Origin of the sequence: Sphingomonas crocodyli (assembly GCF_004005865.1) — a bacterium.
Lineage (GTDB): Bacteria > Pseudomonadota > Alphaproteobacteria > Sphingomonadales > Sphingomonadaceae > Rhizorhabdus > Rhizorhabdus crocodyli.
Genome location: NZ_SACN01000003.1, coordinates 296,031 through 316,763 on the forward strand (window position 1 = coordinate 296,031; position 20,733 = coordinate 316,763).

The following is a 20,733-nucleotide window of genomic DNA, read 5'->3' on the forward strand; positions in this document are numbered from 1 at the left end:
CTTTGGACTTGAGGAGCGCGAGGGTATCGGCTGTCCGCTTTGGCGACCGCTCGTTTCAGCATTGACGCTTGTCTGGCCCGCGCCCTGCAAGGTGACGTCGGTCGGGCCGGCCGCGTTACCACCGCCGCCCACATTTATATCGGCGGCTACTGAACCCACGCCGTCTCTGCTGGTCGAACCCGCAGATGTGGAGCTATGCTGCGCCATAGCCGCGGTGGTCGCCAGGCTGAGGCTAATTACGGTCGTTCTGACCATTGCATGAAACATCGCAAGTCTCCTGACCGCTTAACGGTCAGAAGAAGTTGTCTTTCCCATCGTTGCGGCAGCAATCGGGCGAAAATCGTTATAACTCAGGTCGTTGATGCAGATTAGATTCTAGAAGTCGAGTGCTGACAGATAGAGCGTGTCGCCATCGCGCACGGGAGTTCGGGACGTCTCCAGAACGTGCCTGGCCGCCCGCTCCACGTCGGGAGCGGCAGCGAAAAGCTGAGCCTGTCGTTCGGGCAGGGTGGGACCTGGCGCGACCCGCATCGTTGCGCTGTTATCGAGACGCAAGCGTATTTCGCCGTCGCGCATCTGCGCGATGTAGACTGCCGGCATGGCGCTCAGAACCTGTTTGATCCGCACGGTGGTGAGCACGCCTGGTCCCTCGGGACCAGCTCGGTCCGCGTCCCCCTGGGCAGCTATTGATGACATGCGCAATGCCGCAGATTAACTTGGGCAAATTGCCAGCTCAATATTCGAGGCTTGCAGGGATATTGTCGTGACCAGGGCGGATATGACGACGAACCAGCCAGCAAACTACCTCGGAGGGTAACTTTCCGACTGCGCGGCGGCGATGGCAGCCAGGAACACTGCAAAGTCGTGACCATGGCTCAGGGGGAGGGCGGCGCGCAGACTTGATCCAAGACGATCGAGATCACCCGGCGACCGCGATCCTACGCCAACATGTTTCCGTTGGTCGATCATTCCTGTTCCTTCCGCCGCTCTCTCAACGCGTGTCCACTGCCTGTGGTCCGATCATTGTGGCTTGGCAGGCGACTGTGGCCGAACGGCAACTGCCACACCCAGGCCAGGATTATCGGCGCGAACGGTTGCCGATGATCGCCCGGTTACCGCTGATAAATGTTGCAGAAGCACTTGAGCGGTATTGGCGGAGCTTTCAGCCGCCGCGTCAGGCGAAATCGCCCTCGAAGGACTCTGCTGTTCCCACCCCTGTCTGTGCGGCTATGCGAACCCGATCGACGTGCGGAACAGCGCGGACATGATTGCCCTATTCTTGTTCGGGGGGCTGACCACGCCGGCGCTTCGCCATGCTGATCGACGGCAAGAGCGGGAGCAAAGGTGGCGTTCGCCCAGCGATGGCGGCCCGGCGTCAAATCGAAAATTGAGGGCGCGGAGGCCGCGCTGCGAGGAAAGGTTCACTTGTTCACTCAACTTCGCTGCGATAGGTTTTGCTAGGTTGGAGGCGTCATGCGTATCGCGTGCCTGGATGATGATCCGCTGATCGCGGAAATTACCACGATACTGCTCGAGGAGTTGGGGCACGAAGTGGTTTTGTGCGCTGATCCCGCCGAGGCGCTCGCACTGATAGGCGCATCTCGAACCCCGTTTGAAATGCTGGTCATAGATATTCACCTCGCGGGGGGCGAGGACGGCCGCACGATCGCGATGGCGGCGCGGCGGTTGAGCGCGGATCTGCGCATCATCTTCTTCACCGGTGATACCAGTATAACGGACATCTTCGATGGCGCGACCGTACTGCACAAACCGTGCACCCTGGGAATGCTGGAAGCAGCGATCGAGCGTGCGAATCCAGCCGTCGCAGCCGACAGCCCGTTACAATCGTCTCCCGAGACCGGTGTCACGGCGTGGACGATGCGATGGGGCGGATCAGGCGTTCCGGAGAGCCGCTGACCGCCCTCTTGGCGCTCGGCGTTGAGCTCCCATATCGGTAGCGCCAAGGGCGCCGCCGCTTCCACCGGGCCGCGCGTCTCGGCGACGTTCAGTGTGATCGGAGTAACCCCAATGTCCGCTCTGGAAGCTCGGCTTCACGACAAGACCCGGCTGGCTGCCCTCCATGACTATATGGTTCTCGATACCCCTCCCGAGCCCAACTTCGATGACATTGTCCAGCTGGCGTCACAGTTGTGCGACACCCCGATTTCGCTGATCAGCCTTGTTGATTCCGATCGTCAGTGGTTCAAGGCGCGCGTCGGTCTGGAGGCGCCCGAAACGCCCATCGACCAGTCGGTGTGCAAGCTGGGTCTGAGCGCCGAGGATCTGCTGATCATTCCCGACCTCGCAGCTGACCCGCGCACGGCAGACAATAGTCTCGTGCGCGGCGATCCCAATATCCGATTCTATGCAGGCGCGCCGCTTATCGCCCCGCAGGGCGATGTGTTGGGCATGCTGTGCGTGATCGATCATGAGCCGCGACCCGGGGGGCTCTCCCCGGAGCAGCAGACTGTCCTTGCGACTTTGGCCCGGCAGGTAATCGCGCAGCTTGAGCTGCGTTATACCATGCTTCGCAGGCTTGAGGCGGACGCCGAGCGCCGGCACCTGAACGAACAGCTGACCGAACGACTGAACCAAACGCTGGCGATGATCAACGGCCTTGCCAGTCAGACATTGCGGGCGGTCCCGAGCCGGGGGCCGGTGGAATCGTTTCAGAACCGCCTCGACGCGCTGACCGAGGCGCACGAACTTCTCCAGCGCAAGCAATGGTCGAAGGCGGATATGGCCACCGTCGTCCGTAGCAGCGTTGAGCGGCATGCTCCCCCCGGTCGCTTCACCGCGTCAGGACCTATCGTCCGGTTGGGCCCGAAACCTGCCATCACCGTGGCGATGCTGATCCATGAATTGGGAAGCAACGCTGTCAAATATGGTGCCTTCTCCAACGCATCGGGACATGTGGAGATCGTCTGGTCGGTTACGCCGGACGCAAGCGATCCCGTGCTGACGCTGGCGTGGACCGAACGCGGTGGCCCCATCGTAAGCCCACCGTCGCAGCGAAGTTTCGGCGCGAAGTTGATTGCGATGGGTCTGGGGGCTGGCGGCGCTGTGCGCGAGGATTTTGGCGCGGCGGGCTATTCGGCGAGCTTCGAGGCTCCGCTAAGCTTTTTGCAAAGGGATGAGGCGCGCGCGGACGGTTACACAATGCACACCGCGGATATCGCCTAGGACCGCGGGTCAAAACCGAGGACAACTCCGGTTGCGTTTATTCATCGGACCGCAGACCGTCATAGGAGAATGCTCTCACGTCCCCCGGATCGGAATCAGCGATGACGGTTGCCAGGAGAGATACACAGCCGCGAAGCCTGACATATTTGGCAACGGCACAAGCCAGAACGGTTCGTGGGCCTCCCGGGTCGGATATCCGAACGGTTCGCAACATATGCAATAAAGGGAACAATTTGTGACGATCGAGCGTCTCGGCGCGAGGCGGTATGTTCCGTGTTTTAGGGAGCCAGGACCATGGGTATCCTTCTCATCCTTATTGTCGGCGGTGTTCTGGGCTGGCTTGCCAGCATCGTGATGCGCACCGACGCGCAGCAGGGCATCCTGCTCAATGTCATCGTCGGTATCGTGGGCGCGGCGATTGCCGGTTTTCTGCTCACGCCTTTCCTCGGGGGGGCCCCGATCACCAGCGGCGCTTTCGATATCCGTTCGCTTCTGGTCTCGTTCCTGGGCGCAATCGTGCTGCTGGCGGTCGTCAATCTCGTGCGTCGCGGCGCGGTTCGCTAAGATACGGGAGAGACCTAATGACGGACAATCGTGTTTATGTCGAAGGACGGAGGAGCAATGGCGCCACCGTCGGAATCGTCGTGGCGGTGGTCGCGGTCCTCGCGGTGATCGCAGCCTTTGCCTTCGGACTGATCGACATCAATCAGACCAAGGACACCAAATTGCCGGACGTATCGGTGTCGGGCGGTCAGGCGCCCGCCTTCGATGTTGATACCGCCAAGGTCGATGTCGGTACCAAGAAGACCGATGTGACGGTTCCGAAGGTCGAAGTCGGAACGACGAAGGCCGACGTCGAAGTCCCGACCGTCGATATCAAGAAGGCTGATTGAGGCAAGGCAGCGGTCTCGTGTCGCTGCCACATGTCCTGCAATGGCGGATGCGCCGGGTCGCCAAGCCGGCCCGGCGCATCGCTGGTTCGCAATGGCTGCGGCGCGCGCGCTCCGCCTTTCGCTCCCACCATCGGAAAGCCGTACCACACCGTTATGCACCTGCGTGCAAACCCATTTGGACGCTTTGCGAACGGTCGGCCGTCCAATTTAGCGTCCATGATCGCCCGATGGTGACAAACATAGCGGCTTCGAAACGACTGGTCCCGCTGTTTCGCGCCTGACTTCTATATCCCCGACCTTGATCTGCCGATGCTCGACTGCCCGCGAGATCCTGCGCCGACCGCGACGGCTCACTATTCGCGGGCGGCAGCGCAACGACGGTTGAGCTGCTTGCGCAAGAGCGGACTGTTAAGTTCGAAAGCTACACCGGCATAGCCCTCGCGGATGAGTTGGTGCTCGATCGTTCGCCAGTCGGGGTGCCCGCCGCCATTGGCCAGCTGAAAGGCACGTTCGACGAGGGGCGGTCGGCTCACGCTTTACCTGCCGAGCTGACCAATATCAGCCCGAATCTGGCCCGCGAGACGCGGCGCGCTGGGCTTCGATCCGGGTAAGGCACTTTGCCGACGTCGGCACCGGCCGGTGAAAAGTCAACGATCGTCGGTGCCAGACGCTCGGGCAACAAAGCCGCGTACGGCGTCATCAGGTGCTGGCGCCGTCGCGGATGACCCGAAAGCGAGGTTGAGATAATATCCCGCCAGAACATAATGGACCTTGGTAGCCTCCGGGCCGGCAGCCCGTTGCGCGAGTTCGAGTTCCTGTTCGGCGCGGTGATAATAATAGCTATGTTCTTCGTCCATTATATTTGTCCGTGATCGGTCGGCACTATCTGCTCGGATAGCAGACCGATTGCATTAGATTGCGATCTCCGGGCGCGGGTCACGCATAATCAGGTCCGCCACGTGCTCACGCGCCAGTGTGCGAGAACATCCCTTACTTGTGGGCAGCACGTCTGCTCGATCGGGTCGGGCTGTCCTAGCTCCCCTCAAACGCCTGACCGGCCATCCAGGCAAGCCCGCGGCGGCAAAAACATCCTAACCTAAGTCAGCTGGATTGCCGTGGAGCGCCCCTTCGGGCGTTTGATCGCTGACCACATCCGCGAGCTCACAGCGCGCGTGGACATTCCCCAATGGCCCGGTCGTGTCGAAATCGGAGCAGTATCATGGCCTAAGCAAACGTCCGCGTCGGCTGTTCCGGATGGAACTATCAGCACTGGAAGGGGCATTTCTATCCGCCCGATCTGGCCCGGCGATATTGGTTCGCCTTTTATGCGCGGCATTTTGATGCCGTGGAGATCAACGCCAGTTTCTACCGGCTCCCCAGTCCCGAACTCTTCGAGCGATGGCGGCATCAGGCTCCGGAAGGCTTTTGCTGCGCTGTCAAAGCGAACCGCTATCTTACCCAGTCGAAAAAACTCAAAGATTGCGTCGAGCCGATCGCGCGGATGATGTCACCGACACGTCATTTGCGGGACAGGCTCGGTCCGGTGCTCTATCAACTTCCGCCAACACTCAAACTCGATCTTGCCCGGCTCGAAGCCTTTCTCCGGCTCTTGCCGCGCGATCTCGTCCACGTTTTCGAGTTTCGCGATCCGACCTGGTATTCGGACGCGGTTCTTGCTCTGCTCGACGGCTTCGGAGCAGGCTTCGTGGCGCACGATTTCCCTGACCGGGCATCGCCGCGCTGGGCCTGTGGCAACGCCGCCTATGTTCGATTTCACGGTGCTACAGGAAAGTACCAAGGGCGATACGCCGCCTCGACACTGCGCAGCTGGGCCGACTGGATGATCGGGCAGGCATCGGCACGTCCGGTGTGGGCTTTCTTCAACAATGATATCGACGCGGCTGCCCCAGACGATGCGGGCAGGCTCAGGGCGATGGTTGGCTGACGTTCGCCACGACCTCAAACTCGCACATGACCGCACAATATTTTTCCGGCGCAATCGTTGTCGCCATCTGCTAGCCGTCCTCCATGCGGGGGGATGACATGAACGAACATACGCCGTGGGGTATGCGGGTCCGGCTGCGGACGATGCGTGCCGAAAGGGTCGCCGTTCTGGCGGTGGCGGGGAGCCTGGCGATCACCGCGCTGATCCTGCTTTTTTCCTATATTTGAATCGCGCTGCGGCAGGCCAGTGCCTGTCGCGAAATGCCATGCGATCAGTGCGGTCGCTCGACCGCCTAAAGTGCCCTTTCGCGCAGCGCGGGCCTAGCTGCCCCGGCGCCCGGACGGCCGAGCCGGTCCCAGGCCTCGATCCCCGCATATCGCGGGGCGTGATTGGGCGCGAGACCACGCAAACCATTGAGGTCAATGAGCCGAAGCCGCCGCCGCGTGCGCTCGATGCAACCTGTCGCGTCGAGCCGTTTCAGCGTCCGGTTGACGTGGATACCCGTCAGCCCGAGCAGCTCACCAAGATGGGCCTGGGTTAGAGGGAAATCGAAACCGCCATCCTCGACCAGCCCTGCCGCATCCAGTCGTTCGTGCAGATCAAGCAGGAAGCCGGCCACTCGCCCCAGCGCATGCGTGCTTCCGATCCAGGTCAGTTCCTGCATGAGCGCGATCCGCTCCTTCTGCGTGCTGAGAAACAGAGCCGCCGCGACACTGGGAAGCTCTTCGAACAGGCGGCCAATTTCCGCCAGCGGGATCGAACAAAGTTCGACCCCGGTGAGCGCTTCAAGGCCTTCGCCCGCATGCTCGAGGGCGAGGCTTGGAAAGCCGAGCATGTCGCCCGGCAGGTGCACCTTGACGATCTGGCGCCGCCCGTCGCGCATCATCACCGATGATGTGACCCACCCTTTGACCAAAAAGAACACGCTGGAAACCGGGTCGCCCTCGCGGCGGATATTCTGATGCCGGCGAAACACTTTGCGGTGGGAAAGCCAGCTTGTGAACAGGTCGGCGGCGAGGGGGCTGGCGGGGACAAATTCGTTGAGACGATGAAGGGGTGGCTGCATCCAGCTCTCCGTGGCTGGAGAGGATGATTGGACAAAGCTGGACGGGGAGGCACTTACGCAGATTAGTTTGGCACGGTGATCCGTCTTCGCCGGTGTAAATAGTTGCTCCTCCGTTCAAAAAAGTCCCCCGGACGCCCGTGCGCGTCGCGACTTTGGGCCTGCCAACTGTCGCGGATCGCTGGATCGCGATGGCGCCGCCGGGGGAACCGAGCCAAGGCGTTCTCTGTTTGGATGTCGATAGACCAGTCTTGGAGATGAACGTGCAGACTTCCAGCGAACAGGGCTCCGAAGATTCCGTCAGCGCCAGGCCCCGGCCTAGTGCCGCAAATGGTTCGAGCCAGTCGCGGCCACAAAGTCTGAGCGCTTCGGTCACCGGACTACTCTTCGCTGCCGCCGACCATTATATCACCATGCGCAAGGACCGGCTGATCGACGCGGTGGTGGACATCGCCGCCGAAGTGCGCCGTTCGGGACGACGCTTCGAAGGCCGCCAAGACTGGATAGCGGACGGGATCGACCGGGGCGTCAGCCGGATACGGGACGCTGCAGAAAATCTGCGTGCCGCCGACAGCTATGATCTTTTCGAGGGGGGGCTCGCCTTTGCCCGGAGGCGACCGCGCGCGACCCTGGTTATGGCGGTGCTGGCGGGCGCAGCCGGCGCGCGGCTGCTCAAGCACAGGCTTCGCGAGAGTGCTTCGCGTGTCGCCCCTGCGCACTGAAGCGGGGCGCGACATTATAATCGGGATCGTTCCTCGAGGCGGCGCTGCAGGAAGGCCAGGACAAGCGCTTCTTCGGGGCGCAAGCGGCTGACGTCGCCGCCAAGTTCGCCTTCGATCTCGTGCTCGATTTCGAGGACAAGGCCGTCGGCGAGATAGCTGTCGATGACTTCGGGGTGAACATAGCAGCGGCGACACACCGCAGGGGTGTTGCCCAGGCGTGCCGCGACCCTCTCGATCGCGGCACGGACGTTGCGCTTGGCGGCCGCCTCGCTGTCAAAACGTTCAAACTCGGCGAGCGCCAGCGCCGCGAGCACCGTGCCTGTCCACGTCCGAAAGTCCTTCGCCGTGATGTCGCTACCGCTGATTTCGCGCAAATACTGATTGACGTCGCCCGAGCTTACCTCGCAACGCTGACCGTCGTCGTCGAGATATTGAAAAAGATGCTGCCCCGGCAGGTCCTGGCTCTGCTTGACGATCCGCGCGACGCGTCGGTCCGAGATCTTCAGATCCCATTGCTTGCCACTCTTGCCCTTGAAGCGGAACCGCAGTTCACTGCCATCGATCCGGACATGCCGGTCATTGAGCGTTGTCAGGCCATAGCTCTTGTTTTGCTTCGCATAATCGGCATTGCCGATCCGGATCATCGTCGTCTCGAGCAACCGCACCACGGTCGCCAGAATTTTTTCGCGTGGAAGGCCTCGTCGGGCAAGATCGGCGTTGATCCTTTCGCGAATGCGCGGAAGCGCTCGGGCGAAGTCGAGCATATGCTCATATTTCGTGCCGTCGCGTATCTCGCGGAAGCGGGCATGATAGCGATATTGTTTGCGACCCTTCGCGTCGCGGCCCGTGGCCTGGATATGACCCTGCTCGTCAGCACAGATCCACACGTCGCGATAGGCGGGAGGGATGCCCAGGCTGGCGATGCGGGCGATAACCGCCTTGTCGGCGATCCTGGTCCCGCTATCATCGCGATAGCTCCATCCCTTCCCGACCTTGCGACGCCTGATCCCGGGTTCGTCGTCATTGACGTAGCGCAATCCAACGCTTTCGGCCGCGTCGCGCGGGTCGACGATGTTCGTGAGCGCCTCGTCATCGTGGTTGATGTGGCGAGGGCCTGAAGAGGATCGCATGCGAACTCCTGTTTGTGCAAACCGCCAACGGCTCTGATGCCCGATGGCTCCCCTGGGGGGGCAGGAAACCGCTCGCCACCCTGCGAGGGGCCCGGTTGGACGCCTGGGTGAGGGTGGTGATGGTCGTGGCGGAACGGGCGCATCGGCTGCTTCGTTGCACAGACTGCTAAGGAGACCGATCATGGCCAATGACGCATTCGAAAATCGTCCGTCGGAAGCTGGTGCCGCCGCAGGCGGCCCCGCCGAAAACGGGATCGACGACGCCAACCTCACCGAAGCCCAGCGCAACGAGATCCGCCGCCGCCGCGCGATGGCGACTGCGACCGATGACGCCGATGCCAGCCATCAGGGCGGGATGGGCGCGCAGGGCGGGGCGGTCGATTTCGGCAAGCCCAAGAATTTCGGCCTGCCCGACTAAGCCTAAAGCCGCCGCCGCCGGCGCCTTTCGGGACGCTTAGGTGCCGACGGACGGGCGAGCTATTCCGACGTATATCCGCGTGCGGAACTCCGACGCCCCGCGCGCGATGCGGTCGATCGTCGCGATCGACCTGCCGGTGCCGACGCCCCACCATTCGTAGCTCTGGTGGCGGTGGATGTCGCGGGCCAATTTAGCGCGTGCTACGCGCAAGACGCTGTGCGGCCGCTCACGCTGGCCCGGCGGTGAAACTTTCTCAAGCGCCGTCTCGACCGCGGGCAGGAAAGCCTGAGCGATCCACGCGGTTCCCAGCGCGTTGGGATGCACCCGGTCGCGCAGCGTGAGCGCAGGATTTCCCAGCACATTCGGAGGCAGGAATGGCGCGACCGCGGTGCTGTGACGGACCGCGAGCTCGCGATACATTGCGGAGCATCGCTCGCCAAAGCCCCCGAGAAAACGCGGGCCGTCCATTTGCGCCAGAAGAACGGGTAGCCGGCATCGCTTCAATTCGCTGAGAATGGCGTCAAGATTGGCGCGGGTGCGTTCGAGCGGAATAGCGCGCAGCAGATCGTTGGCGCCAAGCTCGACGATCACGAGGTCCGGGTGCGCCTTCAAAGTGGTCAGCACCCGCGGTAATCTCGCCAGGGCGCTGGCGGTGGTATCACCAGACAAACCCGCATTGAAGACGACGGCCTGCGGATATCGACCGCGCAGCAATCGCTCCAGCTGGCTGGCAAAACTCTGGTCGGGTGCAAGCCCGTACCCCTCGGTGAGACTGTCACCGAAGGCAAGAATGAATGGTGTCATAGCTACCCGATATGGGATGCGACATCACCCCGTTCCAGAGCGCCATATGGCGCCCCGCCCGGCGCGCTGGTGACACTCATAGTGGACCAAAGAGGAGCCTGCGATCAAAGGCGCTTCAGGTCGCGGCCGGCGTGGCTTTATCCCCTTCGAACTCGTTCACCTCCTGGGCCGCGCCGCCGGGCATGCCAGCCACGGTGTCTGCAACCACCGCGCCCCGCTCGCCCAACGGCTTGGGCGCGCCCCTGGTGGTATCGCGCACCGTCTGATGCTCAAGCTCGGAGTTCAGCTCGGCGCCCAGAAGCAGAATATAGGCTGACAAGTAGAGCCAGGTGAGCATGACGATGATGGCGCTTGCAGAACCATAGGTCGCCCCGTAATTCGCGAAGCGCGCCGCGTAGACGCCAAATCCCAGCGAAATCGCCACCCATAGAGCGGCCGCCGCGATCGATCCGGGGCTGAGCCACACCCACTTCGCATCGCGCCGGTCGGGGCCATAGCGGTAGAGTGTCGCGGCCGCGGCGGCGCAGACAAGGCCGCCCGCCAGCACCGAGGCAATTCGTCCGGCAATCACCAGAGCCGGCCCGGCCTCAGGCAAGGTGGCTCGCAGGTGGGAGATCATCGCGGCCAGCCCGAGTGCGACCACGAGGCCTGCAACCCCGGCCGCCGTCAATCCCAGCGCGAGCAGGTTGACCCGGACGAAGCCGCGACGATCCTGTTCCTCATAAGCGATATTCAGAGCCGTGATGAGCGCATTCGCGCCATTCATGCCGCCGTACAACGCGATCGCAAGCGCGACGAGCAGGCCGAAACCGGCTTTTCCTTCGGAGGTGTGAACGGCAGCAACCAGCAGGTCGTCGATCAGCCGTACCGCGTCGGGCGGCATCACCGTCAACATCGCGCGCAGATCGGATCCGACATCGGCCGGTTCTGCCACAAGCCCGTAAACGAGTATCGTCGCCGCAAGCAGCGGCGCAATCGCGAGGAAGCCGTAAAAGGCGACGCCGGCCGCCACGAGACCGATCGAATCCTCGGTCGCCTCCGACCATGTCCGCTTAAGAACCTCGATCCAACCCTTAAGCGGGATCGCCCAGGGGCTGTCGGCATAACGACCGCGCTGGTCGGCCTCTTCAAACACCATATTTTGCAATTTCCTGTCTGGCGCATCCGTCGAGCGCGGCGGGCCTTCGGCTCGCAGTCCGGTACGACGCTTCCAGCCGTATCAATGGTCGGCGCGCTCGGCCTTGGCGAGCTCCTCGGGCGATGCGCTGCCAGGCTCGGCCATCTTGCGATGCTGCTCGGCCAGGACTCCAGCGGGCGTGACGTTCGCGAGCGCCTGCTGGACCTTGTTCTTCCAGCCCGAGACAATGCTCGCTTTGCCGGCCATCAGCGCGTCCCAGCCATCCTGTGCGACGTCGACCGGATCGCTCTTATGGCGGTCCGCGCCGACCGAAGTGTCGAGCATGTCGGCACGGTCGAAGAACTCGGTCTCGACCGGACCCGGCATCAGGGTGGTGAGGGTAACCCCCTTGGCCTCCTTGATCTCGTTGCGCACAGCGTCGGTGAAATTGTCGATGAAGGCCTTGGTGCCATTATAGACTGCCTGGAAGCTGCCGGGCATGAAGCCAGCGATCGACCCGGTGACGAGCACCTTGCCATCGTTGCGCGCGACCATGTCCTTCAACACCTTCTGGAGCAGGTAGATGGTTCCCGTGATGTTGGTGTCGAGCACCCGGCGCCAGTCGTCGACATTCTGATCGAGAAAGCCGTGACCGAGTCCTCGCCCGGCATTGGCGCACAGGAGATCGATCCGACGGCCGTTCGTGGCGTCGAGGAGGCGGTCAACCCCTTCCAGCGTCGACAGATCGGCCTCGATTGCCTCGACAGTGGCTCCCCGCGCGCGCAGATCGTCGGCCGCGGCCGTGATCAGCGGCTCGTCAGCCACGATGAGCAGATCGTAGCCGGCCTGCGCTGCAAGCCCCGCCAGCTCGAAACCGATACCGGTCGAGGCGCCCGTGATGATCGCATATTGTCCGTTGGCCATCAGCTCTCTCCTCATTTGGCTGCAAGCGCCATGCCGGGTTTCAGCACGACCTTGGTCACCTCGTTTTGATTGTCATGAAACATCCGGTAGCCATCGGGCGCCTGCTCGAGCGGCAGGCGATGCGAGATGAGGAAGGTCGTGTCGATCTTGTCCTCCATGACCGCATTAAGCAGACCGGGCAGATAATGCTGGACATGGGTCTGACCCGTCTTGAGCGTCAGCCCCTTTTCCATGAAGGCGCCAAGCGGGAACTTGTCGACGATGCCGCCATAGACCGCCGGCATCGATACCCGCCCGCCCTTGCGACACGCAACGATTGCCTGGCGGATCGAATGGGTGCGATCGGTGCCCAGAAAGGTCGACGCCTTGATCTGGTCAACGACATTGTCGACGAAGAAGCCATGCGCCTCGAGACCGACGGCGTCGATCACCGCATCGGGTCCGACCCCGCCCGTCATCTCCATCAGCGCTTCGTAAACCGCGCTTTCCTCGAAGTTGATCGTCTGGGCGCCAAACTTCCTGGCGAGCTCGAGCCGATGCGGGAAGTGATCGATCGCGATCACGCGCGCGGCGCCCATCAGCATCGCCGACTGCACCGCGAACAGCCCGACCGGTCCGCAACCCCAGACTGCGACGGTGTCGCCCGGCTCGATCTGCGCATTTTCCGCCGCCATCCACCCGGTGGGCAGGATATCTGACAGGAATAACACCTTGTCGTCCTCAACCCCGTCGGGGATCACGATCGGCCCCATATCGGAGAAGGGCACGCGCACATATTCGGCCTGACCGCCGGCATAGCCGCCGGTCATGTGGCTATAGCCGAACAGACCCGACATCGGCTGGCCGTACAGCTCCATCGCAATGTCCTGATTGTCCGCCGGATTGCCATTGTCGCACGCCGAATATTGATGCTTGGAGCAATGGAAGCAGGCGCCGCACGCGATCGTGAAGGGGACGACGACGCGCTGGCCTTTCTTCAGTGTCGACTTCGGGCCGGTCTCGACCACCTCGCCCATGAATTCGTGCCCCAGGATATCGCCCGCCTGCATCGTGGGGATATAGCCATCGTACAGGTGAAGGTCCGACCCGCAGATCGCCGTCGAGGTGATCTTGATGATCGCATCGCGCGGATTGAGGATTTCGGGATCGTCAACCGTATCGACGCGGACGTCATGCTTACCATGCCAGGTCAACGCACGCATCAGGCCGTCTCCTCTTCGAACTGCGCGCGGGTGCGCGACGATGTGGCGATCTCGCCGGTCTCCATGAGCTGCTTGAAACGGCGCAGGTCGCGACGCGCCTGAATGGCGGGCTCGCGCTGAAAAAGCTTCGCGATCAGCTTGCCCACCACGCCTGCCGGCGGATCGTAGACGATCGTTGCGGTGACGTGGGTGCCGCGGCCGCCCGGCTCGTCCCGAAAATCGATGCGACCGCTGTTGGGCACATCGGCGCCCTCGGCGGACGCCCAGGCGATCGTTTCGCCTTGGACGTCCTCGGTAATCACAGCATCCCATTCGACCGTGCGGCCGGCAGGCGCCTTGACCACCCAATGGCTTGTGCGATCGTCAATCGCATCGACCCGTATGACATTATCCATGAAGCTCGGCAGGTTGGTCAGATCACGCCAATATGCGTAGAGTTCGGCGCGCGGACGGTTGATCGTGACTGTCCGGCCGATCAGCGTCTCGCCCTTGGGCTCGACAAGCTCCGTCGTGGCCTGCCTGACCGCATCTGTGTTTTTGGACGTTGAGAGCGGAGCGTCGTCGCGCCGCTCGGAAAAGCTGTCGCTCATGATCGGAAATCTCCGTGGGACGATGAGCCTGCTCAACCTCCGCTCCGATCGGCCGTTCCGATCGTTTCGATGCGCAACCCATTGAAACAAGATGCATCGTTATGGGTTCGCGGAAGCACGTTCCGCGCTCTGACCGACACTGATCTGGATCAGGACGATTTTCTGGCCGATTCAGGCATCTGTGGATCGCTGAGAACGGAACAGGGCGGGGCGGCGGGAGTCTTTCGCTCGAAGCGCGACGCGACGTGGCATCCGCGCACAAAGGAGGCGAGCCGTGGTCGATAATTTTACCGACGCCATTGCATTGCTGAAGGCCGACCACCGCAAAGTGGAAGACCTGTTCGAGCAATTCGAAAAGGCACGTGGCGGTTCGAGGAAGCAGAAGATCGCGCACGAAATCTGCGTCGAACTGAAAATCCATACGATGATCGAGGAGGAGATTTTCTATCCCGCGTTCCGCGGCAAGATCGAGGATGATATTCTCGATGAGGCCTATGTCGAACATGACGGGGCCAAGGTCTTGATCAACGACATCGAAGCTTCAAGTCCCGACGCGGCTTATTACGACGCCAAGGTCAAGGTGCTGTCAGAAGAGATCAAGCACCACGTCCATGAGGAAGAGATGCCGTCCGAGGGCATGTTCGCGCAATGTCGGCAGACCGATGTCGATCTGGTGGCCCTGCGCGATCAGATGGCGCAGCTCAAGGAAGAGCTGATGGAACAGGCAAAGGGGGCAGGGCTTGCGCCTGCCAGGCCCGTCACGATCAACCCGGTCGCGGCCTGATCCCTCGCACTGCCCTTGAGGACGGGCGCACACGCGCCCGTCCATCCCCTGCTCCGAGATACGCCATGGCCGCAGCACCCGCTTTGACTGCCCCCGATTTCCGCAATCCCGCCATCCTGCTCTCCGGTCCCGTCGACTATGACATGTACCGTGACTTTCGCACAAAGCTCGAGGCTGCGCTCGCCTCCCAGAGCAGTGCCGGAAGGGTCCATGTCGAATTGTCCACCTTGGGCGGTGATCCCGAAGTCGCGCGCATGATGGGTGAGGACATCCGCTTCCACAGCGATCTCAACCCCGATCGCCGCTTCGTTTTCCTGGGCAAAGCCGCGATTTATTCGGCGGGTACGACCTTCATGTCGTTCTTTGCGACCGAAAACCGTTTTCTCACCCGCGGGACGCGGCTGATGATCCACGAACGCAAGATGTCGAAGACGCTGCAGGTCGAAGGGCCCCTCACGACGTGCATCGCCAGCGTCAGGGCGACGCTCCATGAAATAGAAAGCTCGATCGCGATCCAGAATGAAGGCTTCGCCAACCTGATCCGTGGGAGCGCGGTCACGATGGAGGAGGTGCTGCGCCGCGCGCCGTCCAACTGGTATATCGAGGCCAACGAGGCCGTCGCGCTCGGTCTGGTCACCGCCGTTATCTGACACCGGCCACCAGGCGGCCGCCGCGAATGTGACCGCGGGCACAGAACTTCGCGCCCGCAGCGTCGTTAGACCCGAACATCCAAGGAGATATGATATGGCCGACGCGCAGACGCTCAAGCAACATCTGTGGGATAAGATGAGCGACGGACCCTTCGTCATGGTTGGGTTGACGGGCAACGGCCAGCATAGCGAACCCCTTACCGTCCAGCTCGACAAGGATCAGGTCGATCGTCTCTACTTCTTCATTGGGCGGGATAACCGGCTCGCGGCCGGCGGGCAGGCGATGGTCCAGTTCGTCTCCAAGGGGCAGGACTTCTTCGCCTGTCTTTCGGGACGTGCGCAGATCGACCAGGATCCGGCGATGATCGACAAATTGTGGTCCAAGCCGGTCGAGGCCTGGTTCCCCGGCGGCAAGGCCGATCCCAATCTTGCGCTGCTGCGCTTCGACATCGACGATGCCGAGCTGTGGGAAACGGATATGTCGCTTGCTGGCAAGCTCAAGATGCTGTTCGGCGGAACCATCCGCTCTGATCAGGCGGGAAGTCACGCTCAGGTCAGTTCGACCGCGGTCTGATGGGACGCGGCGGCGGGCGCGGTCCGGTCCCGCCGCCCGTCACCCCAGATGGCCGTTATATCGTGGTGCGAGGCCGGCTGTGGCGGCGAAGCAATCCAGCGCTTCCCGAACCAGAGCGCGGCAGCCTGGTCAAGGCGTTGATGGCGGCGCGCAGGGCGGTTGGCACCGCGAGACGCGCAGGCGATCAGGCGGCGCAGGACGAAGCGCACATCGCGGTTGATCGGGCGAAGCATGCGCTGGGCGAGCGGGGGCCGGTCTGGTGGAGCGATGGCGCGCCCGACCTGAACCGGCATACGGTGCGCAACAGCCCCTATGCCGCCTGGTATGCCGCGCTCCACCCCCCATCAAAAGATGAAGAGCCACCCGCCTGAGCTGGCGCGACCCTTCCAGTGTTCGGTATGACCGCGGCATACACGACCGGCTGATCAGCCGCGCGTGCACGCAAAGCCGATCGAACCGCCCTCAAGGGACGCGATGGGCGCAGGCCGATGACGCATTCGATCACGGCTTTTGCTTGCGGGCAAGGTCAGCAAGCCAGAAAGACGCATTGCCAGCAAAAGCTGGGCAAAGGGCAGGGCGGGGCGGGGCGATTTTGGACTATCGCACAGCGCGCTCGCCAGCAGCGCGTTTCGGCGGTCGTCAGTGTCTGGATTGCCGCGCACGGCGGCCAGCCATCAGCCTTTGTACAATCACCTCGTTGCCCTGACCGCGGGCAACCGACCAAGCGCTGTTGCCGACCGCGTCGACTCTGAGCGGATCGGCGCCCGCGGCGAGCAGGCGATCGATAATCGCGGTGCGACCGAACATCGCCGCCATCATAAGCGCGGTCTGCCCGGCATGGTTGGCGCGCTCCGGGTCGGCGCCGGCGATGAGCAGCCTGTCCACAAAAGCCTCATAGCCCTTAAAAACCACGCCCATCAGCGCCGTGTTGCCGCGCGCGCTGTCGGGCGCGTCGACCCGGGCACCGGCTTTGATCAGCGCCTCGGTGGCAGCGGCATGCCCGTTATAGCTGGCCAGGATCAGCGGCGTGTGACCCTTGTCATCGCGTGCCTCGATGTCGACCCCCGCCTCGAGAAGCGCGGGCAGGACATCGATCCGACCCAGCCTGGCGGCGTCGAACAGCAATTGCTGAAGGCGGGCTGGGGAGGGGAGCGGCGGTAATACCGCCGCTCCCGGTGCCGGGGGGGACGCTGGATCACTTCGCATCGAGATCGACTTCAAGCTCGCGCGGCCAGAAGCGAAGTGGCGCGATCGCCTCGACAAACGCCGCCGCATCCTTGGCGCTGGCAATCGCAAGGCAGGCGTCGTCGAGCATATCGGCGATACCGGCCTTCACGAAGATTGGCTCAGCGGAGCGCGTCAGGCCGATGAACTTGCAATGTCCAAACGCGTCGCGAACGAAATCCTGCGCCGCGGCGTCACCGGCGAGAAGCGCGGCGCCTTCGTCCGAAACGAGGATGGCGACCGCATCGAACAGCACCGATGGTCCGCCGTCGATCTTATGTTTGGCCGCAATCGCTGTGCCGTCCGCCAGGGTGATGCCTCCCACCTTGGGAGCAATCACCTCATAGAGGGCGCCGACCTTGTCGAGCGCCTTGGTGAGCCCGGTAAAGATCGCCGCATCAGCGCCGTCGCTCATGAGGATGCCGAGCTTGCGGCCCTTGAAGCTTGCTGGGCCATTCTTGACGATCGACAACGGATCCGAAGGCGGAAGGTCGGGAAGGGGCGCTCGAGCGGCTTGCGCGGGCGCTGGGAGCGTCGCCAGCCCCAGCCCGTCGGCCACCGTGTTGGCAAGCATCTCATCGATATGAAGGAGGTGTGAGACCATGCGTGCCCGAATGTCCGGACGTTCGACTTTCGACAATTCGAAGACAAGCGCATCCGCGATGTGCTTCTGCTCGATCGCAAGCTGGCTCACATAGAATTGCCGTGCCTGGCTGTAATGGTCGGCAAAGCTCTCGGGACGGATGCGCAATTTGGGGCCCTGGTCTTCGGCCGGAAAGCTCGTGAACCCGCGCTCGGGGCTTTCGCGCGGACCACCTATCGAGGCACCCCAGCTGTTCGGCTCGTAATTGACCCGTCCGCGCGGATTGGCGATCGCCATATGACCGTCCTGCTGGAAGTTGGCGACCGGACATTTGGGAGCGTTGATGGGGATGTGCGTGAAGTTCGGGCTGCCCAGGCGCTTGAGCTGGGTATCGAGATACGAGAAATTGCGTCCCTGGAGCAGCGGATCGTTGGTGAAGTCGATCCCGGGCACGACGTTTTGGGTGCAGAAGGCGACCTGCTCGGTTTCGGCGAAGAAATTGTCGACCACGCGGTCGAGTACCAGCCGGCCCACGGTTCGTACCGGGATGAGCTCTTCGGGGATGATCTTGGTCGCGTCGAGAACATCGAAGTCGAACGCTTCGGCAAAGGCCTCATCGAACAGCTGAACACCCAGCTCCCACTCGGGAAAATCGCCGGCGTTGATCGCGTCCCACAAATCGCGACGGTGGAAATCGGGGTCCGCACCGTTGATCTTGACCGCCTCGTTCCAGACCACCGATTGAAGCCCCTGCTTGGGCTTCCAGTGAAATTTGACGAAGGTCGACTTGCCTTCGGCCGAGACCAGCCGGAAGGTATGCACCCCGAAGCCTTCCATCGTGCGATAGGATCGCGGAATCGTGCGGTCGGACATGATCCACATGATCATGTGCATGCTTTCGGGCGTCAGGCTGACAAAATCCCAGAAATTGTCGTGCGCGGTCTGCGCCTGGGGAAATCCGCGATCGGGCTCGGGTTTGGCCGCGTGGATCAGGTCGGGGAATTTGATCGCGTCCTGGATGAAGAAGACCGGGATGTTGTTGCCGACGAGGTCCCAGTTGCCTTCCTTGGTGTAAAGCTTGACGGCAAAGCCACGAACGTCACGCGCAAGATCGAACGAGCCCTTCGAACCCGCAACCGTGGAAAAGCGCACAAACGCCGGCGTGCGCTCGCCCACGCGCTGCAGGACATCCGCGCGGGTGACGTCGGCGAGGCTGTCGGTCAGCTCGAAAAAGCCGTGCGCGCCGAAACCGCGTGCGTGGACAACGCGCTCGGGGATCCGCTCATGGTCGAAGTGGAAAATCTTCTCGCGAAAATGCGGATCCTCCAGCAGGGTCGGACCACGGGCGCCATATTTCAGGCTGTTCTGGTCGTCTGCAATGGGCATGCCCTGTGCCGAGGTCAGGATCGCAATATCACCGGCCGCGACCTGATGCGTCTCACCACCCTGACCCTGCGGCTCGGCAAAGCTCGTCGCCATCTCGACGTCGCCCGGCAGTTTCGGGGCCTTCTTGGCGCTCTCACCAGCGCTCTTGCGCGCGGCCTTGGTCGGGGTTGCGGACGAGGCGGGCTTGCGAGCCATCGGCAGTTCCTTTCGCGGTAGCTTGAAATGGTTCAGCGCGTGACCGGGTCGCGCGGTTCGACCTGGCTGTTGTCAGGCGCGGCGCCGGGGGTCGAACTCAGCGGCGTGGTGTCGACGGGCTCGACCATCTGCGCATTTGAGACCTTCTCCTCGCTTCCATTCGGTCCGGCCTGATCCTGACGCATGTTGCAGGCGGGCAAGATCAAACCGGCGGCGAGCAGCGTCAGCGCCGTTGGGCAGCCTCGTGGGAATAGTCGCATCGCGAACTCTCCTTTGCAGGGTGAAGCCGCCTCAATGCGTGAGCGGAGGTGATGTTGCAGCGGCGGACGGCTAATCGCCCTAACGCAGATCAGTCACGGCTCCGGCTGCGGGAACCTCGGCTTTTGCTTGAGCGCTTCGACAAGGCAATCCTGAGGATGATTCATGAAACTCGACGTTTTTCAGCGCGGCGAAGAAAGTCGCCTTCGTTCAAACGAGCGGTGGAGCGTCCGCAGCGAAACCGACCGCCTCACCGACGTTCTGTTGTGCCGGCCCGCCTTCCTCGAGCCCGTGCCCTGTTGCTCGGTCACCCAGGAATCGCTGCGCGACGGCTTTGAGACGTCGGTGCCGCTTGCGCTGAGGCAGCACCGTGCGCTGCAGTCGGCTCTCGAACGCGGCGGTGTGCGCTGTCACTTCATCCGTCCCGATCCGGCAATGCCCGACATGTGCTTCACCCGGGATGCGTTGGTCACGACCCCCTGGGGACTGCTGGCGCTGCGGCCTGCCACCGGGCATCGCCGGCGCGAGGCGGATCTCGCGCTCGTCGCGGCGCGCCGAATGGGAGCCCTGCTCGCCGGCAGGGTGAACGGAGGCACGGCGGAAGGCGGCGATATCGCGATCGTGCGCGAGGGTCTGGTCATTATCGGTTGCTCGGGCGAGCGTACCAACGCGCAGGGCGCCGCCGAGATCGCCGACATCTTCCGCGCACGGCGTTGGGATGTGATCATCTACCCGTTCGATCCGCATTTCCTGCATCTCGATACGCAGTTCGCCATGGTCGATGACGGGCTCGCGGTTGCCTGCACCGATGTTCTGTCGGACGACTTCCTTGCCCAGCTTGCGCGCCACGGCATCGAGACTATTCCCGTCACCTACAAGGAAGCGCGCGGGCTTGGCTGCAATCTTCTGTCGCTCGGAGGCCGCCGCCTCATCGCTTCGGCAGACAATGAGCGTGTGACGGCGCTCTTACGGAGCCGCGGCTACACTGTCGACACGCTCGAACTCGACCAGTTCACGCGCTGCGGGGGCGGTGTGCATTGCCTGACGATGCCGCTCGCGCGCGTCGGCGACTGCCAGGGCTGACGGCC

At 62.8% G+C, this 20,733-nt stretch carries 26 protein-coding genes; 13 read left to right on the top strand and 13 right to left on the bottom strand.

Annotation, left to right across the window (positions count from 1 at the left end; translation table 11 throughout):
- Window positions 1-375: 375 nt before the first annotated feature.
- Complete coding sequence (locus EOD43_RS18990) at window positions 376-639, bottom strand: hypothetical protein (RefSeq protein WP_127745602.1); 264 nt, start codon at window positions 637-639, stop codon at window positions 376-378.
- 834 nt (window positions 640-1,473) lie between these two features.
- On the opposite strand from EOD43_RS18990, the gene EOD43_RS18995 reads away from it, so the two are divergent.
- The 4 genes from EOD43_RS18995 (at window position 1,474) to EOD43_RS19010 (ending at window position 4,076) form a co-directional block, all read left to right on the top strand.
- On the top strand, window positions 1,474-1,917 hold the full coding sequence (locus tag EOD43_RS18995; RefSeq protein WP_127745603.1) for a response regulator: 444 nt from the start codon (window positions 1,474-1,476) through the stop codon (window positions 1,915-1,917).
- A 111-nt stretch (window positions 1,918-2,028) separates the two neighbouring features.
- Window positions 2,029-3,183, top strand: coding sequence for a sensor histidine kinase (locus EOD43_RS19000; protein ID WP_127745604.1), 1,155 nt, complete (start codon window positions 2,029-2,031; stop codon window positions 3,181-3,183).
- Between the two features lie 294 nt (window positions 3,184-3,477).
- A complete protein-coding gene (locus tag EOD43_RS19005) occupies window positions 3,478-3,747 on the top strand; it encodes a GlsB/YeaQ/YmgE family stress response membrane protein (protein ID WP_127745605.1) in 270 nt (89 codons plus the stop codon).
- 17 nt (window positions 3,748-3,764) lie between these two features.
- Window positions 3,765-4,076 carry a hypothetical protein gene (locus EOD43_RS19010; RefSeq protein ID WP_127745606.1) on the top strand — a complete coding sequence of 104 codons (312 nt, stop codon included), beginning with the start codon at window positions 3,765-3,767 and terminating at the stop codon, window positions 4,074-4,076.
- Window positions 4,077-4,429: 353 nt separating this feature from the next.
- On the opposite strand, the gene EOD43_RS19015 is transcribed toward EOD43_RS19010, so the two are convergent.
- The gene (locus tag EOD43_RS19015; RefSeq protein WP_127745607.1) at window positions 4,430-4,609 is read right to left on the bottom strand and encodes a hypothetical protein; all 180 of its coding nucleotides are present in this window, start codon (window positions 4,607-4,609) and stop codon (window positions 4,430-4,432) included.
- Between the two features lie 114 nt (window positions 4,610-4,723).
- A complete protein-coding gene (locus EOD43_RS19020) occupies window positions 4,724-4,933 on the bottom strand; it encodes a hypothetical protein (RefSeq protein ID WP_127745608.1) in 210 nt (69 codons plus the stop codon).
- 440 nt (window positions 4,934-5,373) lie between these two features.
- Between EOD43_RS19020 and EOD43_RS19025 the strand changes: the two genes are divergently transcribed.
- Both EOD43_RS19025 and EOD43_RS24080 read left to right on the top strand, forming a co-directional pair.
- On the top strand, window positions 5,374-6,021 hold the full coding sequence (locus tag EOD43_RS19025) for a DUF72 domain-containing protein (RefSeq protein WP_127745609.1): 648 nt from the start codon (window positions 5,374-5,376) through the stop codon (window positions 6,019-6,021).
- A 98-nt stretch (window positions 6,022-6,119) separates the two neighbouring features.
- Entirely contained in the window at window positions 6,120-6,248 is a 129-nt protein-coding gene (locus tag EOD43_RS24080; RefSeq protein ID WP_276318209.1) for a hypothetical protein, read from the top strand.
- A 65-nt stretch (window positions 6,249-6,313) separates the two neighbouring features.
- Here EOD43_RS24080 and EOD43_RS19030 read toward each other — a convergent pair whose 3' ends face one another.
- The gene (locus tag EOD43_RS19030; protein WP_127745610.1) at window positions 6,314-7,087 is read right to left on the bottom strand and encodes a Crp/Fnr family transcriptional regulator; all 774 of its coding nucleotides are present in this window, start codon (window positions 7,085-7,087) and stop codon (window positions 6,314-6,316) included.
- 260 nt (window positions 7,088-7,347) lie between these two features.
- Here EOD43_RS19030 and EOD43_RS19035 point away from each other — a divergent pair, with 260 nt between their 5' ends.
- Complete coding sequence (locus EOD43_RS19035) at window positions 7,348-7,806, top strand: hypothetical protein (protein WP_164857348.1); 459 nt, start codon at window positions 7,348-7,350, stop codon at window positions 7,804-7,806.
- Window positions 7,807-7,820: 14 nt separating this feature from the next.
- Here the strand turns inward: EOD43_RS19035 and EOD43_RS19040 are convergent, their stop codons facing one another.
- Window positions 7,821-9,119, bottom strand: a complete 1,299-nt coding sequence (locus EOD43_RS19040) for a DNA topoisomerase IB (protein WP_240653366.1) — start codon at window positions 9,117-9,119, stop codon at window positions 7,821-7,823.
- Here EOD43_RS19040 and EOD43_RS19045 point away from each other — a divergent pair.
- Window positions 9,118-9,354, top strand: coding sequence for a hypothetical protein (locus EOD43_RS19045; RefSeq protein ID WP_127745612.1), 237 nt, complete (start codon window positions 9,118-9,120; stop codon window positions 9,352-9,354). The two genes, EOD43_RS19040 and EOD43_RS19045, sit on opposite strands and share 2 nt — an antisense overlap.
- A gap of 36 nt (window positions 9,355-9,390) precedes the next feature.
- On the opposite strand, the gene EOD43_RS19050 is transcribed toward EOD43_RS19045, so the two are convergent.
- The 5 genes from EOD43_RS19050 to EOD43_RS19070 all read right to left on the bottom strand — a co-directional run bounded on the left by EOD43_RS19050 (window position 9,391) and on the right by EOD43_RS19070 (window position 13,991).
- Complete coding sequence (locus tag EOD43_RS19050) at window positions 9,391-10,158, bottom strand: arylesterase (RefSeq protein WP_127745613.1); 768 nt, start codon at window positions 10,156-10,158, stop codon at window positions 9,391-9,393.
- Window positions 10,159-10,273: 115 nt separating this feature from the next.
- Window positions 10,274-11,296: a YihY/virulence factor BrkB family protein gene (locus tag EOD43_RS19055; protein WP_127745614.1), complete on the bottom strand. Its 1,023-nt coding sequence runs from the start codon at window positions 11,294-11,296 to the stop codon at window positions 10,274-10,276.
- A gap of 81 nt (window positions 11,297-11,377) precedes the next feature.
- A complete protein-coding gene (locus EOD43_RS19060; RefSeq protein WP_127745615.1) occupies window positions 11,378-12,199 on the bottom strand; it encodes an SDR family NAD(P)-dependent oxidoreductase in 822 nt (273 codons plus the stop codon).
- Window positions 12,200-12,210: 11 nt separating this feature from the next.
- Window positions 12,211-13,401 (bottom strand): zinc-dependent alcohol dehydrogenase, encoded by a 1,191-nt coding sequence (locus tag EOD43_RS19065; RefSeq protein WP_127745616.1) that lies wholly within the window; start codon window positions 13,399-13,401, stop codon window positions 12,211-12,213.
- Window positions 13,401-13,991 (bottom strand): SRPBCC family protein, encoded by a 591-nt coding sequence (locus tag EOD43_RS19070; protein WP_127745617.1) that lies wholly within the window; start codon window positions 13,989-13,991, stop codon window positions 13,401-13,403. The genes EOD43_RS19065 and EOD43_RS19070 overlap by 1 nt, the downstream gene beginning before the upstream one ends.
- A 274-nt stretch (window positions 13,992-14,265) precedes the next feature.
- On the opposite strand from EOD43_RS19070, the gene EOD43_RS19075 reads away from it, so the two are divergent.
- The 4 genes from EOD43_RS19075 (at window position 14,266) to EOD43_RS24160 (ending at window position 16,370) form a co-directional block, all read left to right on the top strand.
- Window positions 14,266-14,775, top strand: a complete 510-nt coding sequence (locus EOD43_RS19075; RefSeq protein ID WP_127745618.1) for a hemerythrin domain-containing protein — start codon at window positions 14,266-14,268, stop codon at window positions 14,773-14,775.
- Window positions 14,776-14,840: 65 nt separating this feature from the next.
- Window positions 14,841-15,425 carry a ClpP family protease gene (locus EOD43_RS19080; protein ID WP_127745619.1) on the top strand — a complete coding sequence of 195 codons (585 nt, stop codon included), beginning with the start codon at window positions 14,841-14,843 and terminating at the stop codon, window positions 15,423-15,425.
- A gap of 94 nt (window positions 15,426-15,519) precedes the next feature.
- A complete protein-coding gene (locus tag EOD43_RS19085) occupies window positions 15,520-15,999 on the top strand; it encodes a pyridoxamine 5'-phosphate oxidase family protein (RefSeq protein ID WP_127745620.1) in 480 nt (159 codons plus the stop codon).
- Between the two features lie 140 nt (window positions 16,000-16,139).
- Window positions 16,140-16,370, top strand: a complete 231-nt coding sequence (locus EOD43_RS24160) for a hypothetical protein (RefSeq protein ID WP_338069014.1) — start codon at window positions 16,140-16,142, stop codon at window positions 16,368-16,370.
- A gap of 268 nt (window positions 16,371-16,638) precedes the next feature.
- Here EOD43_RS24160 and EOD43_RS19095 read toward each other — a convergent pair whose 3' ends face one another.
- The 3 genes from EOD43_RS19095 to EOD43_RS19105 are packed head-to-tail and all read right to left on the bottom strand — an operon-like array spanning window position 16,639 to window position 19,647.
- Window positions 16,639-17,205 (bottom strand): ankyrin repeat domain-containing protein, encoded by a 567-nt coding sequence (locus EOD43_RS19095; protein ID WP_127745814.1) that lies wholly within the window; start codon window positions 17,203-17,205, stop codon window positions 16,639-16,641.
- Window positions 17,195-19,387, bottom strand: a complete 2,193-nt coding sequence (locus EOD43_RS19100) for a catalase (protein ID WP_127745622.1) — start codon at window positions 19,385-19,387, stop codon at window positions 17,195-17,197. Before EOD43_RS19100 ends, EOD43_RS19095 begins: the two co-directional genes overlap by 11 nt.
- A 32-nt stretch (window positions 19,388-19,419) precedes the next feature.
- Entirely contained in the window at window positions 19,420-19,647 is a 228-nt protein-coding gene (locus tag EOD43_RS19105; protein ID WP_127745623.1) for a hypothetical protein, read from the bottom strand.
- 163 nt (window positions 19,648-19,810) lie between these two features.
- Here EOD43_RS19105 and EOD43_RS19110 point away from each other — a divergent pair, with 163 nt between their 5' ends.
- Window positions 19,811-20,728, top strand: a complete 918-nt coding sequence (locus tag EOD43_RS19110; RefSeq protein WP_127745624.1) for a dimethylarginine dimethylaminohydrolase family protein — start codon at window positions 19,811-19,813, stop codon at window positions 20,726-20,728.
- Window positions 20,729-20,733: the final 5 nt, after the last annotated feature.